We start from the raw sequence: 15,666 nt of genomic DNA on the forward strand, positions 1-15,666 counted from the left end.
CCGCCCCTTGAGTCTCGGCCAGCCCAAGGCCCCGTGTCTTTGTGCCTGAGCACAGGGTTTGAGCGTGGACCCTGTGCGCCTGACCAATCACCTTGCAAGGAACACCGTGCATGTTCGAACTCGATCACGACCTGGCGCAAGACATCGTCGACCGGGCGATGGCGATCCTGCCTTACAACGTCAATGTCATGGACAACCAGGGCCTGATCCTGGGCAGTGGCGAGCGCGAGCGGATCAATACCCGTCACGAGGGCGCGCAACTGGTATTGGCCAATGGACGGGTGGTGGAAATCGACGCCCATACGGCGAAGCATCTTAAGGGCGTACAGCCGGGAATCAACCTGCCGCTGATGCTCGACCAGCGGCTCATCGGTGTGCTGGGGATCACCGGCGAGCCGGAGCAGTTGCGCACCTACGCCGAACTGGTACGCATGACGGCCGAAATGCTGCTGGGCCAGCGCAACCAGCAGGCCGAACAGCAATGGCGCCGCCAGCGTTGTGATGACCTGTTGGCGTTGCTCCTGGGGGACAGCGGGGATTCGCCACGCTTGCTGGATGAGGCACAGCAGATGGACCTCAAGCCGCACTTGTCGCGGGTGCCTTATCTGTTCGAGTTGGGTCTCGAGCATGGGCCGGGGCAGACCGTCGAGGCGCTGAGTGCCTGGCTGATGTCCCGCTATCCCGACAGTTGGTGCCTCACCTCGTCCAAATCGTCGTTGCTCTGGTGCCGGCCGGTCAGTGCGTCGGTGGACAACGAGCGGCTGCTGGGCAAGCTGGACGGATTGGGCTGGAACATCCTGCGGGTGGCGGTGGGTGGCCAGGCCGAAGGGCTGGCGGGCCTGCGTCGCTGCTACCGGCGGGTCGGGGATTTGCTGGCCTACGGGCGGGATGTGTTGCCGCACCATCGCCTGCTTGTCCTCAACCGCTATCGCCTGCCCGTCATGCTCTGGCGCCATCGCAGCGACGATGCCCTGGACGAGTTGCTGACCCCGTTGCGCAAGGTCATCGCCAAGGACAGCAACGGCCAACTGCTCGCCACGCTGCGCTGCTGGTGCGAACACGACGGCCAGAGCCAGGCCTGCGCCGACGCTCTGGGCATTCACCGCAACAGCCTGCGCTATCGCATGGAGCGCATCGCCGAACTCAGTGGCGTGGACCCGCTGCGGCTGGATGGGATGCTGGCGTTGTACCTGGGCGTGCAGCTATTGCCCCAAGCAGAGGGATAACCCTGTGGGAGCGAGCAGGCTCGCTCCCACATTTTGGATTTGCCGTGAGCATGAATTTTTTCGCCTGCTCGCGATGAGCCCCAACCCAATCCCTGCCAAACCCATCTTTGTGAAATTGAACAATAATGCCCGGTGTCTTTTGTGCGGCGGACCGGCGTCACGGCTGCGGTCAGCTGGCAGCATGCTGGGCATCGGAACCGGAGAACACTATGAAAATAATCATCGCCCCCGACTCGTTCAAGGACAGCCTCAGCGCCCAGGGCGTGGCCGATGCCATTGCGCTCGGGCTGGCCCAGGTCTGGCCGGATGCCCAATTGGTCAAGTGTCCGATGGCCGATGGCGGGGAGGGGACGGTGGAGTCGGTGCTGGCTGCCTGCAACGGCGAGTGGCGCCGTAGCCGGGTCCGCGGTCCCTTGGGCGCTGCCGTCGAGGCGCGTTGGGGCTGGTTGGCCGACAGCCGCACCGCGATCATCGAGATGGCCGAGGCCAGTGGTTTGCAACTGGTGCCGCCGGGGCAGCGCGATGCCTGTTCCAGCAGTACCTATGGCACCGGCGAGCTGATCCGCGCGGCGCTGGATGAAGGGGCCATACGGGTCATCCTGGCGATCGGCGGCAGTGCCACCAATGATGGCGGTGCCGGTGCGATGCAAGCCCTGGGCGTGGCGTTGCTGGACGAACAAGACCAACCACTGGCCCCTGGAGGCCTGGCTTTGGCGAACCTGTCGCGCATCGACCTTGGCGGCCTGGACCCGCGCCTGGCCCGGGTCAGTTTCGAAATCGCCGCCGATGTCGATAATCCACTGTGCGGACCCCACGGCGCTTCAGCGATTTTCGGACCGCAGAAGGGTGCCTCCCCCGAGCAAGTGCATGCACTGGACCGAGCCCTGGCGCACTACGCCGGGCACTGCGCCCAAGCGTTGAAAAAAGATGTGCGCGATGAACCGGGTAGCGGCGCCGCCGGAGGCCTGGGCTTCGCGGCCAAGGCCTTCCTGGGGGCACAATTTCGCACGGGCGTGGACGTCGTTGCCCAGTTGACCGGACTGGCCGAGGCGATCGAAGGTGCCGATCTGGTAATCACCGGCGAAGGCCGTTTCGACGCCCAGACCCTGCGTGGCAAGACCCCGTTTGGCGTGGCGCGTATCGCCCGCCGGCACGGCGTACCGGTGGTGGTCATCGCCGGTACGCTGGGAGAGGGATACCCGGCGTTGTACGAGCATGGCATCGATGCAGCCTTTGCGCTGGTCAACGGGCCGATGACGCTGCAAGAGGCCTGCGCCGACGCGTCGCGTCTGCTGGGCGAGCGTGCCCGGGATATCGCACGGCTCTGGCGAGTAGCCGCGCAATAACGACCTTGCTGTCACAGTGACCAGGGATCTTCTACGGAAATTTTTTTGCGCTCCCCTGTAAAGAGACTCAACCCCGGCCGATAACGGATTAAGCGCATTTACAAAACCTGCTAACCAATGCGTTTTCCGGCATGGACGCTCGACCCAACCCCGAGGTCTTCCCATGTCCTTACGTCGCCTGAATATCGCGCCCCGTGCTTTCCTCGGCTTTGCTTTCATTGCATTGCTGGTGGTGTGCCTCGGCGTATTCGCCGCCAGTCGCATGTCCGTGATCCGCCAGGCCTCGCTGGACATGGAGCAGACCCAAGTTCCCAGCGTCGCCCACCTCGCCAGTGTGCTGGAAAGCGCCCTGCGCATGCGCATCCTCTCGTTTCGAATTCTGGTGAACCGGGACCCGGCCAGCCTGGCAGAAGCCGAGACCCGCATTGGCGTGCTGGTGGATAAACTGCACAAGGCTAACAACAGCTACGCCGCGTTGCCGGCCACGCCGGAGGAAACCGAGCTGTACAAGACCTTTTCCGCGACGCTGGAAAAGTACCTGCAAGCGCAGAAAGAGATGCTCGACCTCTCGCGGCAAAACAAAATGGATGAGCTGCGCGCCCACATCAACACGCGGATCAAGGAAGGCACCGATCTGATGGGCGAACAACTCAACAAACTCATCGCGATCAACGTGGCGGGCGCCAGCGAGGCGTCGGCCAGGGCCGGCGAGCACTATGACAGCGCCCTGATGGGCATCATCGTGGTCTCTATCGTTGCGGCGCTGGCGACCGTGGTGCTGGCGCTGTTGTTGACCCGCAGCATCGTCGCGCCGATCAACCGTGCACTGGAAGCCGCCCGGACCATTGCCGGCGGGAATCTGGTGCAGGTCATCTCGGACGATGGCAAGGATGAACCCGCCCGGTTGCTCAAGGCCCTGGCGGACATGCAGAGCAGCTTGCGCAAGACGATCGAGCAGATCGCCGGCTCAGCCACCCAACTGGGGACGGCGGCCGAAGAGCTGAGCGCGGTGACCCAGGAGTCTTCCCGTGGCCTGCAACGCCAGCACAACGAAATCGAACAAGCCGCCACGGCGGTCAACGAAATGACCGCCGCCGTGGAGGAGGTTGCCCGCAACGCCGTGTCCACCTCCGAGGCCTCGAACCAGTCGACCCAGGCCGCCCAGGAAGGACGCAGCCGGGTGGTGGAAACGGTCGAGGCAATCCAGACCATGACCCACGACGTGCAAGCCACCGCCTCGATGATCGAAGGCCTGGCGGTCCAGGGCCGTGACATCGGCAAGGTACTGGACGTGATCCGCGCCATTGCCGAGCAGACCAACCTGCTGGCCCTCAACGCCGCCATCGAAGCCGCCCGCGCCGGGGAAGCCGGACGCGGTTTCGCGGTGGTGGCCGATGAAGTCCGGGCCCTGGCCCATCGCACCGCGCAATCGACCCAGGAAATCGAAAAAATGGTTGCCGGCATCCAGAACGGTACCGGCGAGGCCGTGCACTCGATGCAACAGAGCAATCAACGTACCCAAAGCACCCTGGAAATGGCCCGCGCCGCCGGCGTCGCCCTGGAGCAGATCACCCAGTCGATCCACCAGATCAACGAGCGCAACCTGGTGATCGCCAGCGCTTCGGAAGAACAGGCCCAGGTGTCCCGTGAAGTGGATCGCAACCTGGTGAACATCCGCGACCTTGCCACCCAATCGGCATCGGGCGCGCAGCAGACCAGCGACGCCACCCATGAACTGTCGCGCCTGGCGGTGGCGTTGAATGCGATGGTGGCGCGGTTTGTGATTTGAGATAGGGTTGAGGTTGGACACCGCGCAATCAGGAGACATGCATGCGCTATTCAGCCTTGACCCAACGCATCACCGGCGACGGTGCCGCTGCCTGGGGAATACACGACCGGGCGCTAGCCATGCGAGAGCAGGGCAAGGAGGTGTTGCTGTTGTCGGTGGGCGATCCGGACTTCGACACGCCGCGCACTATTGTCGACGCCGCCGTGGATAGCCTGCGGGCCGGAGACACGCATTATTCCGACATTCGCGGGCTGCATGGGCTGCGCCAGAGCATTGCCCGGCGCCATCGCCAGCGTAGCGGTCAAGCCGTGGAGGCCGCCCACGTCACGGTGCTACCGGGGGCGCAGTGCGGCGTGTATGCGGTCGCGCAATGCTTGCTCGATCCCGGTGACGAGGTGATCGTCGCAGAGCCGATGTACGTCACCTACGAAGCGGTATTCGGCGCTTGTGGGGCGAAGGTCGTGCCCGTGCCGGTGCGTCCGGAAAACGGCTTTCGGGTCGATCCGGCCGATGTGGCCCGGCGGGTCAATTCTCGGACCCGCGCGCTGCTGCTCAACAGTCCCAACAACCCTTCCGGCGTCAGCTTGCCGCTGCGCATTTGGCAAGAACTGACGCAGTTGTGCATCGCGCATGATCTGTGGCTGATCAGCGATGAGGTCTACAGCGACCTGTTGTACGAAGGCACGCACATCAGCCCGGCCAGCCTGCCGGGCATGGCCGAACGCACCGCGACCATCAACAGCCTGTCCAAGTCCCACGCCATGACCGGCTGGCGCATCGGTTGGGTTATCGGGCCCGAACTTCTCGCAGAACACTTGGCGAATCTGTCGTTGTGCATGCTGTTCGGTCTGCCGGATTTCGTGCAGCGCGCCGCCCAGGTCGCGCTGGAGGCGGATCTGCCTGAAGTGACGCAGATGCGCGAAGAGTATCGTCGGCGCAGGGATCTGGTGTGCGCCATGCTCGATGACTGTCCAGGCCTCAGGCCGGTGCGGCCCGACGGCGGCATGTTCGTGATGGTCGACGTGCGCCAGACGGGGCTCGACGCCCAGGCTTTTGCCGAGCGCCTGCTGGACGGCTATGGGGTGTCGGTGTTGGCCGGTGAGGCGTTCGGGCCCAGCGTGGCGGGGCATATTCGGATCGGGTTGGTGATCGATCGACTGAAGCTGACAGATGCTTGCCAACGGATCGTCTTGTGCGCGAAGGGCGTGTTGCGGCAGCGTCTAGCCTGAGGGGACGGTGCCTGACTTGAAGGTCTCATCGCGAGCAGGCTCGCTCCCACAATGATTTGGGTGATTTCAATGTCTGCGTTTCACCGTAGGCATTCTATGGGGGCGAGCCTGCTTCGGCGGAAATCCGATGATTGCGGTGTGTCAGTGCGCGTCTCGCTGGCTGGTCCTGCCCACAAGCCTCATCACTCCGACGAAAAACACCGGCACAAATATGACCGCCAATGTCGCCGTGATCATCCCCCCGATCACCCCCGTCCCGATGGCCTGCTGGCTCGCCGAGCTGGCGCCGCTGGCGATGGCCAATGGCACCACGCCAAGGATGAACGCCAGAGAGGTCATGATGATTGGCCGCAGGCGCAGGCGCGCGGCCTGAAGCGTGGCGTCGACCAGGTCATGACCTTCGTCGTACAGGCTCTTGGCGAACTCGATGATCAGGATGGCGTTCTTGGCCGAAAGGCCGATGATGGTGACCAGCCCGACCTTGAAGAAGACGTCGTTGGGCATGCCGCGCAACGACACCGCCAGAACCGCGCCGAGTACGCCCAATGGCACCACCAGCAACACCGAAGTGGGGATCGACCAGCTCTCGTACAGGGCCGCCAGGCACAGAAACACCACCAGCAGCGACAGGCCCAGCAGAATTGGCGCCTGGCTGCCGGACAGGCGCTCCTGCAACGACAGCCCGGTCCATTCCTGGCCCAGTCCTGCCGGGCCTTGGGCCACCAGGCGTTCGATTTCCGCCATGGCCTCGCCGGTGCTGTGGCCGGGCGCGGGTTCGCCGGAAATGCTGATGGCCGGGTAGCCGTTGTAGCGGGTCAGTTGGGTTGGGCCCTGGGTCCACTTGGCCTGGACGAAGGCCGACAGCGGCACCATCTTTCCAGCGTCGTTGCGCACATGGATCTTCAGCAGGTCGGCCACCTGGCTGCGTTGATCGCCTTCGGCCTGGACCACCACCCGCTGCATCCGTCCCTGGTTGGGGAAATCGTTGATGTAACTAGAGCCCACCGCCGTGGCGAGCACACTGCCGACATCGGCGAATGAAACGCCCAGGGCATTGGCCTGCTTGCGGTCGACTTCCAATTGCACTTGCGGCGCTTCGGCCAAGGCACTTTCACGGACGTTCATCAGCACTGGGCTTTTTTCGGCGGCGGCGAGCAGTTCGTCGCGTGCCAGCATCAATGTGGCGTGGCCGAGGCCACCACGGTCCTGCAAGCGGAATTCGAACCCGCTGGACGTGCCGAGGCCATCCACTGGTGGAGGTAGCACGGCAAAGGCCATGGCGTCCTTGATCTGGCCTAGGGCCAGGTTGGCGCGGTCGGCAATGGCGCTGGCTGAGTCGTCGCTACCACGCTCTGACCAGTCCTTGAGGGTGGTGAACGCCAGCGCGGCGTTCTGCCCGCTGCCGGAAAAGCTGAAGCCCAGGATCACCGTGCTGTCGCCCACCCCCGGCTCGCCGGCGTTGTGCGCTTCGATCTGCTCGACCACCTGCACCGTGCGGTTCTTGCTCGCGCCGGGCGGCAGTTGGATATCGGTGATGGTATAGCCCTGGTCTTCCACCGGCAGGAACGAGGAGGGCAGGCGACTGAACAACAGGCCCATGCCCACCAGCAGCACACCGTAGATAAACAGGAAGCGCCCGCTGCGTTTCAAGGCATAGCCGACCCAGCCCTGGTAGCGGTCGCCCAGCTGATCGAAACGCCGATTGAACCAGCCGAAGAACCCGCCCTTGGCGTGGAGCTCGCCCTGGCGGATCGGCTTCAGCAAAGTGCTGCACAGAGCCGGTGTCAGAGACAAGGCGAGGAACGCCGAGAACAGGATCGACGTCGCCATGGACAGCGAGAACTGTCGGTAGATGACCCCCACCGAACCCTGCATGAACGCCATCGGGATGAACACCGCCACCAGCACCAGGGTAATGCCGACGATGGCGCCGGTGATCTGCCGCATCGCCTTGCGTGTTGCTTCCTTGGGCGACAAGCCTTCGCTGGCCATGATCCGCTCGACGTTCTCCACCACGACGATGGCGTCGTCCACCAGGATGCCGATGGCGAGCACCATGCCGAACATGGTCAGCACATTGATGGAGAAACCCAGGGCAAGCATGATGGCGAACGTGCCCATCAGTGCCACCGGCACCACCAGCGTCGGGATCAAGGTGTAGCGGATGTTCTGCAGGAACAGGAACATCACGGCAAACACCAGCAGCATGGCTTCGCCGAGGGTGTAGACCACTTTCGTGATGGAGACCTTGACGAAGGGCGAGGTGTCGTAGGGGATCTTGTATTCCACGCCGGCCGGGAAGTAGCGCGCCAGTTCGTCCATTTTTTCCCGTATCAGGGTGGCCGTGTTCAAGGCATTGGCGCCCGGTGACAGCTGTACCCCGACGGCGGTGGAGGGCTTGCCGTTCAAACGTGTGGAAAATTGATACTCCTGGCTGCCGACCTCGACTCGGGCCACATCGGCGATGCGCACAGTGGAGCCGTCGGAGTTGGCCTTGAGGACGATGTCTGCGAATTCTTCGGGCGTCGACAGTTGCCCTTTCACCAACACCGTCGCGGTGATTTCCTGGGTGGTACGGGTCGGTAAGTCACCGATGCTGCCCGCCGACACCTGAGCGTTCTGTGCCACGATGGCGGCGTTGACGTCGGCCGGGGTCAGGTTGAAGCTCAGCAGTTTCTGCGGGTCGATCCAGATCCGCATTGCCCGTTCGGCGCCGTACAGCTGCGCCTTGCCGACACCGTCCAGGCGCTTGATCTCGTTCATCACGTTGCGCGCCAGGTAGTCGCTGAGGGCGACGTCGTCGAGCTTGCCGTCATTGGAGGTGAGGGTGATCAGCAACAGGAAACCGGCCGAGACCTTTTCCACCTGCAAGCCTTGCTGGATGACCGACTGGGGCAGTCGCGATTCCACCGCCTTGAGGCGGTTCTGTACGTCGACCTGGGCCAGCTCGGGGTTCGTGCCGGGCTTGAAGGTCGCGGTGAGGGTGGCACTACCGAGGCTGCTCTGGGAGCCGAAATACAGCAGGTTATCGGTGCCGTTAAGCTCTTCCTCGATCAGGCTGACCACACTTTCGTCCACGGCCTGCGCCGAAGCACCCGGATACGTGATGGAGATTTCGATTTGCGGCGGCGCCACATCCGGGTATTGCGCCACCGGCAACTGAGGAATGGCGAGGGCGCCTGCCAGAAGAATGAACAAGGCGACCACCCAGGCGAACACCGGACGATCGATAAAGAACTGCGGCATGAGCGATGTCCTGCTTACGGGTGCTGGGCAATTGGAGAGTCTTCGACCCGGACTTTTTCGCCGGGACGTGCATGTTGCAGGCCTTGCACCACGATTCGGTCACCGGGTTTCAGACCATGGGTGACGATCCAGCGGTCGTCCCGCACGCCACCCAACTCCACCGGTTGCAGGCTGACTTGCTGCTCGGCGTCGACCAGCAATACCTGGGCGACGCCAGCGCTGTCCCGCTGGATGGCCCGTTGCGGCACGCTGATGCCCTGGCGGTCGAAGGCCTGCTCCAGGCGCACGCGCACGAAGCTGCCCGGCAACAGATCGAGGTCGGGGTTGGGAAACTCGCTGCGCAGGGTGATCTGGCCGGTGCCCGGGTCGACGGTGATGTCGGTGAACAGCAATTTGCCCGGCAGCGGATAGAGGCTGCCGTCATCCTGGATCAGCGTGGCCTTGGCCTGGTCCTGGCCAACCTGCTGTATCTGGCCAACACGCAGGGCCCGGCGCAGTTCGTTGAGTTCGCGGGTCGATTGCGTGAGGTCGGCGTGGATCGGGTTTAGTTGCTGGATAAGGGCCAACGGCGTGGTTTCGTTCTGGCCCACCAGCGCGCCTTCGGTCACCAGCGCCCGGCCGATGCGTCCGGCAATCGGCGCGGTGACGGTGGCATAGCCGAGGTTCAACCTGGCCCGTTCCACGGCGGCCTTGTTGGCGCAGACGTCGGCGGCGGTTTGGCGCACGGCGGCGCGGGCGTTGTCGTAATCCTGGGCGCTGATGGCGTTGTCTTCGATCAACCGGGCGTAACGCTGTTCCTGCAAGCGGGCCTGGAAGGCGTTGGCCTCGGCCTTGCGTAGCGCGGCTTCGGCGCTGTCCAGGTCGGCCTTGAACGGTGCCGGGTCGATGCGGAACAGCACATCACCTTTCTTCACGTCAGTGCCTTCGCGGTAGACCCGTTGCAACACCACCCCCGGCACCCGGGCGCGGACCTCGGCGGTTCGGGGCGCGGCGATGCGCCCACTCAGTTCTGCGCTTATGGAAAGGGGCCTGGCTTCGATGGTTTCGATGGTAACCGTCACCAAAGGGGCTTCATCCGTGGGGGGCGATGACGTGTCACAGGCGCTCAGTAGCGATACCCCGAGTATCAGGCCGAGCGTGGCGAAGGCGTTTTTTGACATGGTGCTTCCCCAATAGTGAACGGGGCAATGCTACGGGGGACAACCGGCGGCAGCGGTAAAGCTTTGTAGGCGGTGTGTGAAATTGTGTAACGGGCAGGTTGCCCTGGCCGAGTCGCGCAGGCACTTTTCAGACAGAGCCTGATAGCAATGTCGCGATGAAAGCCGACAAGCGGTAGTCAGACCTGTTAGATCTGACAGTAGTTCATAAGGTAGATACGGTGCTTAATTTGCTTCGACTTGATGCTTCAGTGAAAGGTCGAGGTAACCCATCATGCCGCCTGTTGAAGTTCAGGAATACGATTCGCCAACTGTCGTTGGCGTGGACGAAAACGACCCGGACGGCTATATCCCGCTCGATCTGTTACAGACGGGTATCGAAGTCAGAATACCTGTCTGGCCTTTACAATCTCCTCCTGGTAACACCGATACACTCATTGTTGAGATAAAACGTAATGGTATCGTGGAGTTCAGCTCGACGACTCATTATCCAACGCCGATCAGCGAAACGGAATTTTTCATTTCTGTCGGTCCGCAGTATCTCATTACGGATGGTGTGGTTGAGGTTTCCTATACGACCAGAAATTATCTCGGAAATCCGCATCCATCGTTTCCTCGAACACTGACGATCGATCATACGCCGATTCCGTTGGATCTCACTGAGGTTGAGTTTCCTGCGGCAAATTTATTTGGTTATCTCAATTGCGCCACGCAACCGCCTATCTGGCAGGGCGTGGAAGTCAAGGTTCCTCCGCTCCCTGGTTTTTGCCGACCTGGTGACACTTGTGCCGTGGAATGGATTGGATATCAAAGTCTGAACGGCAGTGGCCCTCCCATTGCGGCTACTTACAAAAGAGTCGATACGCTGTTAACGGCTTTGGAAATAACTCACGGGTTCTCGGTAACGATAGAACCCTTCCGGCCGCATCTGGAACCGATGATAGACAAAGCGTCCGCCTTGGCGAATTACACCCTCTACCGTGGTAGCAGGAGGATAGGCGCTTCAGTCAAGAGGGCAGTGAAAATTGATCGAATGATTCCGGGAGAGTCGCAACCTTGCGGCCCTTGAGGCTTATTGATGTCAACCAACGCATTGTCAAATGCGCGCCACGTTCAGAGCATTAATTATCCGGCGCCGTTGTGTATAAAAATGGAGTTTATTTCATGAATGCTAAAGTTGGACGTATCGGTGCAGGCAAGCAAATTTCCCTGTCAAGTGGCGGTGGCATACTGCTTGATCCAGCTACCTTCCCTGAACAAACATTACCGGGTAATGATTTGCGTATTCCAGTGGCAGCTCTGAACGCTGCGCTGGAATATCGTATCCCCCAACCCGTCACTCAACATGACCGGGACACGCTGACCGTTTTCTTGCGAGTCAAAGGCGATACAGCAACAACGCCCCTCGAAACACGCTTGCCATTGGGGGCGATCGCTGATCGTATTTGGCCGAAAGAGTTGAATATCCCTCTCGCCCATCTTGTCGAGTTGCCGACGCCGGAAGCACCTACCCAGTACGAGCTGGTTTATATAATGTATGCCGCCGGCGTCAATCCAACTCCGCCGACTGTTGCTGAGTTCCATATCGACAAGACGAAGCCTTATCAGGTCAAAACACCACCTTCTGATTTTTCCCCTGATGGCGTCACATTTCCCGCGGATCTACCGCAGACCCAAGAAATCGATGACGAATACATCAGCAATCACCCCAACGGAATTGAAATCACGCTGACATTAGCGCCATTCAACGCAGAGGCGACGGACAAAGTTGATATTTATTGGGGAGATGTATCTGATCCGGCCTATTTTTCCACACCCATTATGAGCGATGTTTCTGTGCCGCCCGATGGCAAGATCACAATGACCATCGATATCTTTGAAAACTCGCAGGAAGGTGTGAATACCTTGCGCTTTATAATGACGGACCTGGCCGGTAACGTCAGCCGTCCGTCCAAGGCGGTACAGCGTACTGTCCGGCGTTTGCCGCCGCCCGTGTCCGTTCCGCCTGTCGTACCGCTGGCGGACGGCACGGATGGCGACACATTGATTAATCTGGCGGATTGCAATCAGGGGGTGACGGTAGAGATCGAAGTACCCCAGCCAAGTGTATACAACGATATGATCCAGGCTACTTGGCAGGGCAGGGATCTTCCTCTTGTGCGGGTGGAAAACAACACCCTGTTGGTTCTTCCTGTGGACTACGCGACGATCATTAAACCCGCTTATGGGGCGACTGATGGTGAGGTCGATACCACGGTCAGCTATGTCATGTTACGGGGGTCGGGCGATGTCGTTGCACAAAATCAGACAACGATTCAAGTCGATATTTCGTACCCTGGCCCTGTAAATCCAGGCGATCCAGATGAAGTGAATCCGGCTCTGAATTTACCTCGTCTGGTTTCGTCTCAGAACGTTGATAACGTACTGGACGATAATGACTATGGTGAACCTGCCGATATTTATATTCAATTGTGGGCTGCTCCAGCCACCGAGTCCGGGCAAAGTATAACGGTCTGGTACGATGACGTGCCGCTCACCCCTGCTTATTTCCTGGCACCGGGCGAAGAAGGTACGGAAATTCCGGCTGCGACGGTTCCGTGGGATGTGATTGCAAGAAAGCCGAATCAGGTCATTAAAATAAAATATCAACTGTCGGTGGTGTTGGGTAATAACCCGGTCTGGTCATTAGATGAGGATGTCGACGTCGACATTACCAAAATCGACTTGCCCCCGCCGGAAGTACAGGGACTCGAGCATGATGCCATCGCTTGCCCAACCTTGAACTTTGTACCTCCAAATGATGGAACGTCTCGTCGCAATTTAAAAGTCGTGATTCCGTTCAGCCCATCGCTTATCGATACACGAGTCGTGACGTTAAAATGGGGAGGGTTCAGCGATGAGAACGCGACGATCCCTATCGCCGGAACCGAGGTCACCGCCACCCATACGATTGTCGGTACCGTACCTGCGGAAGGAATAGAGATGGAGATTGGCGATTACTTCGTTAACTTCAAGCCGGTGACAGACGGCTTTGGAAAGCTCACCTATACCGTCACCGATGTCGTACCGGAGTCTGATCCGGCTATCCACTTTGTATTTTTGAAGGATAATAACGACGATTTTTGTGAGATTGCCAATCCAATACCGTAAGACATATTAACGATCCGGCGCTGGGCATGAGCTTGTTGTGCTCATGCCTGTGTGGGTTGAGGGTTTGGATGTTTTGCAATGAATATTTGCAGGATTTTTCTGATGATACATATAGATAAGTCCTACATAACAATTCGCCATTACTCGATAGCCTTGCGGACCTTGAAAAATGTGGTCGCGGATCTCTATGCGACCGGCCCCGGACTTAATCCATTTTCTCGAAGCAGGTATCCAGTATGCATTCCAAATCCATAGCGTCTCCGCCGCCGCCCTTTTTGAAGGCCATACTGTGCCTTCCCGTATTTTTACTTTCTGCTGGTGCTGAGGCTGGGTCGCTTATTGGTGGGAGTGCGACTGTAGATAATGGCGATGTGGCTGAAAGCTGGTTTTTGAGTCAAAACGCAACGTTGGATGTCAATAATGCCCAAACGCTTGGCATCGACGCGGATGCTTCAACGGTCAATGTCAACGCGGGCAGCAGTACCCAGGCGATTACGGGAAGCAACGGTTCGACTGTCAACGTGAACGGGGCCAACGTTTCGGGTTCCGGCTTTGCGGGTATTCAATTGGTTTCCAGCCAGGGCAATATCAACAACAGCAACATCAACGGTGATGTTTTCGGGATATCGGCGGTGCGGTTTTCCACCGGCCTGGATGGCTCTGTCGTCAATGTAACGGGTAACAGCACTGTTACAGGAGAGGACGCCGGTGCATTTGCCTCGTCCCACAGCGTGCTCAACATTTCCGACTCGACGCTTGAAGGTACCGCCTCCACCGGCTATGGCTTGTGGCTTCAGAGCGCCACTGCGGTTGCCAACAACAGTACGATTGTCGGCGGGCAAAATGGCGTGTTCATCGAGCTCGATGTGACGGGCATTGCACCGGCTACTCTGAATCTGGAGAACACCACCGTTCAGGGCAGGGACGGCTCAGCGATCGTGGTCGACTTCAATAATGAGGGGGCCGCAACTGCCACGTTGAACGTGACTAACTCCAATCTGTTAGCCGGCAATGGCACGCTGCTTGAAGTCAAGGGTGGGGCCACCACGGCGATGACGGTAAACGGCAGCTCATTGACGGGGGATATCGTGACGGAGTCCGGCAGCACGACCCATCTGACCTTGCAGAACAATTCCGTACTGACCGGGCGATTGGAAAATGTGGCCAGTGCGACTATCAATGGAAGCTCCGAGTGGGTGCTGGTGGACAATAGCCAGGTTGAAAGCCTGGTACTCAATGGCGGTTCAGTCCGTTTCGGCGCTGACAGTGCGTTCTATCAGCTGGATGTGGCGAGTTTGTCGGGCCAGGGGCGATTCATCATGGGCACTGATTTCGCCACGGGTCGCACGGATGTTTTGAATGTCACCGGTACTGCTAGCGGTACGCATGAACTGCTGATCGCCAGTAGCGGGTCCGAGCCGGCCGCCGGTCAGCCGATCACGGTCGTGACCACCGGCGGGGGCGACGCGCAGTTCACGCTGTTCAATGACGTGGTAGATCAAGGTGCCTATTCGTATAGTCTGGCGAAGAGCGGCAATGACTGGATTCTGGACCCGGATACTCGTGTCATCAGCCCGGGTACCCGCTCGGTGATGGCGCTTTTCAACACGCCATTGCCCACCTGGTATGGCGAGTTGACGTCGTTGCGCACCCGTATGGGTGAGTTGCGAATGAACCCTGGCCAGTCTGGAGCGTGGGGACGGACTTACGGCAATAAATACGAAATTGCCAACGGCTCCGGCCTGGCGTATCGGCAAAGCCAGCAGGGATTTACCCTTGGTGCTGACGCCGCACTGGAGCTGGGGGATGGTCAATGGCTGGTGGGTGTAATGGGAGGCCATAGTACCTCCGACCTGAATCTGGACGCGGGCAGCTCGGGTGATGTCGACAGTTACTACCTGGGTACTTATGCCACCTGGCTCGATGCGAGCAGCGGGTATTACGCCGATGCTGTCTTGAAAGTTAACCAGTTTCGTAACAAAGCCAAGGCAAGCCTGAGTGATGGTAGCCGGGCCAAGGGTGATTATGACAACAGCGGCGTCGGTGGATCTGTCGAGTTCGGTCGGCATATCAAGCTCGACGATGGCTATTTCATCGAGCCGTTTACCAAATGGTCTGCGGTGGTCATTCAGGGTAAAAGTTTCTCCCTGGACAACGGCCTGCACGCTGAAGGTGACCGTGCGCGATCCCTGCTGGGCGAGGTTGGCCTGACTGCCGGGCGAAACTTTAAAGTGAACAATGAGGTTGAATTGCAACCCTATGTTCGTGTGTCCGGTGCTTATGAATTCGCAAAAAATAATGAAGTACAAGTCAATGATCATGTGTTCAATAATGACCTGTCCGGCTCACGCACGGGGCTGGGAGCGGGGATTGCTGCATCCATGTCAGAGAAACTGCAATTGCACGCGGATTATGAATACAGCGATGGGAAAAACTTTCGGCAGCCGGTTGGGTTGACGTTGGGTTTGCGTTACGCATTTTAATAAATAGAACCTGTCGAATTAAAAAGGAGGCTTCGGCCTC

General features: G+C 59.8%; 9 protein-coding genes and 1 pseudogene. 8 read left to right on the forward strand and 2 right to left on the reverse strand.

Annotated elements, in window-relative coordinates; translation table 11 throughout:
* The first annotated feature begins 110 nt into the window (after window positions 1–110).
* From EGM97_RS17585 to EGM97_RS17605, 5 genes and pseudogenes are all read left to right on the forward strand, one after another.
* Window positions 111–1,226: a sugar diacid recognition domain-containing protein gene (locus EGM97_RS17585; RefSeq protein ID WP_238961826.1), complete on the forward strand. Its 1,116-nt coding sequence runs from the start codon at window positions 111–113 to the stop codon at window positions 1,224–1,226.
* A gap of 209 nt (window positions 1,227–1,435) precedes the next feature.
* Window positions 1,436–2,572, forward strand: a complete 1,137-nt coding sequence (locus EGM97_RS17590) for a glycerate kinase (RefSeq protein ID WP_238961827.1) — start codon at window positions 1,436–1,438, stop codon at window positions 2,570–2,572.
* A 163-nt stretch (window positions 2,573–2,735) separates the two neighbouring features.
* Window positions 2,736–3,503, forward strand: a pseudogene (locus tag EGM97_RS17595) (MCP four helix bundle domain-containing protein); the annotation flags it as partial.
* Window positions 3,498–4,361: a methyl-accepting chemotaxis protein gene (locus tag EGM97_RS17600; RefSeq protein ID WP_477788827.1), complete on the forward strand. Its 864-nt coding sequence runs from the start codon at window positions 3,498–3,500 to the stop codon at window positions 4,359–4,361. The pseudogene EGM97_RS17595 and the gene EGM97_RS17600, both read left to right, overlap by 6 nt.
* Window positions 4,362–4,402: 41 nt before the next feature.
* Window positions 4,403–5,590 carry a pyridoxal phosphate-dependent aminotransferase gene (locus EGM97_RS17605; RefSeq protein ID WP_238961829.1) on the forward strand — a complete coding sequence of 396 codons (1,188 nt, stop codon included), beginning with the start codon at window positions 4,403–4,405 and terminating at the stop codon, window positions 5,588–5,590.
* A gap of 141 nt (window positions 5,591–5,731) precedes the next feature.
* Here EGM97_RS17605 and EGM97_RS17610 read toward each other — a convergent pair whose 3' ends face one another.
* On the reverse strand, window positions 5,732–8,836 hold the full coding sequence (locus EGM97_RS17610) for an efflux RND transporter permease subunit (protein ID WP_238961830.1): 3,105 nt from the start codon (window positions 8,834–8,836) through the stop codon (window positions 5,732–5,734).
* Window positions 8,837–8,850: 14 nt separating this feature from the next.
* Window positions 8,851–9,996 carry an efflux RND transporter periplasmic adaptor subunit gene (locus EGM97_RS17615; protein WP_238961831.1) on the reverse strand — a complete coding sequence of 382 codons (1,146 nt, stop codon included), beginning with the start codon at window positions 9,994–9,996 and terminating at the stop codon, window positions 8,851–8,853.
* A gap of 271 nt (window positions 9,997–10,267) precedes the next feature.
* On the opposite strand from EGM97_RS17615, the gene EGM97_RS17620 reads away from it, so the two are divergent.
* The 3 genes from EGM97_RS17620 (at window position 10,268) to EGM97_RS17630 (ending at window position 15,626) form a co-directional block, all read left to right on the forward strand.
* Window positions 10,268–11,062: a hypothetical protein gene (locus tag EGM97_RS17620; protein WP_238961832.1), complete on the forward strand. Its 795-nt coding sequence runs from the start codon at window positions 10,268–10,270 to the stop codon at window positions 11,060–11,062.
* Window positions 11,063–11,157: 95 nt separating this feature from the next.
* Window positions 11,158–13,143, forward strand: coding sequence for a hypothetical protein (locus EGM97_RS17625; RefSeq protein WP_238961833.1), 1,986 nt, complete (start codon window positions 11,158–11,160; stop codon window positions 13,141–13,143).
* A 236-nt stretch (window positions 13,144–13,379) separates the two neighbouring features.
* Window positions 13,380–15,626, forward strand: coding sequence for an autotransporter outer membrane beta-barrel domain-containing protein (locus tag EGM97_RS17630; RefSeq protein ID WP_238961834.1), 2,247 nt, complete (start codon window positions 13,380–13,382; stop codon window positions 15,624–15,626).
* Window positions 15,627–15,666: the final 40 nt, after the last annotated feature.

It is taken from the genome of Pseudomonas sp. AF32 (genome assembly GCF_022342325.2).
Classification (GTDB): Bacteria; Pseudomonadota; Gammaproteobacteria; order Pseudomonadales; family Pseudomonadaceae; genus Aquipseudomonas; species Aquipseudomonas uvaldensis.

Bases quoted from the DNA above. Each gene is read 5' to 3' on its own strand.
- EGM97_RS17585 (WP_238961826.1), top strand. From the start codon at position 111: ATGTTCGAACTCGATCACGACCTGGCGCAAGACATCGTCGACCGGGCG.
- EGM97_RS17590 (WP_238961827.1), top strand. From the start codon at position 1,436: ATGAAAATAATCATCGCCCCCGACTCGTTCAAGGACAGCCTCAGCGCC.
- EGM97_RS17600 (WP_477788827.1), top strand. From the start codon at position 3,498: ATGCAGAGCAGCTTGCGCAAGACGATCGAGCAGATCGCCGGCTCAGCC.
- EGM97_RS17605 (WP_238961829.1), top strand. From the start codon at position 4,403: ATGCGCTATTCAGCCTTGACCCAACGCATCACCGGCGACGGTGCCGCT.
- EGM97_RS17610 (WP_238961830.1), bottom strand. From the start codon at position 8,836: ATGCCGCAGTTCTTTATCGATCGTCCGGTGTTCGCCTGGGTGGTCGCC.
- EGM97_RS17615 (WP_238961831.1), bottom strand. From the start codon at position 9,996: ATGTCAAAAAACGCCTTCGCCACGCTCGGCCTGATACTCGGGGTATCG.
- EGM97_RS17620 (WP_238961832.1), top strand. From the start codon at position 10,268: ATGCCGCCTGTTGAAGTTCAGGAATACGATTCGCCAACTGTCGTTGGC.
- EGM97_RS17625 (WP_238961833.1), top strand. From the start codon at position 11,158: ATGAATGCTAAAGTTGGACGTATCGGTGCAGGCAAGCAAATTTCCCTG.
- EGM97_RS17630 (WP_238961834.1), top strand. From the start codon at position 13,380: ATGCATTCCAAATCCATAGCGTCTCCGCCGCCGCCCTTTTTGAAGGCC.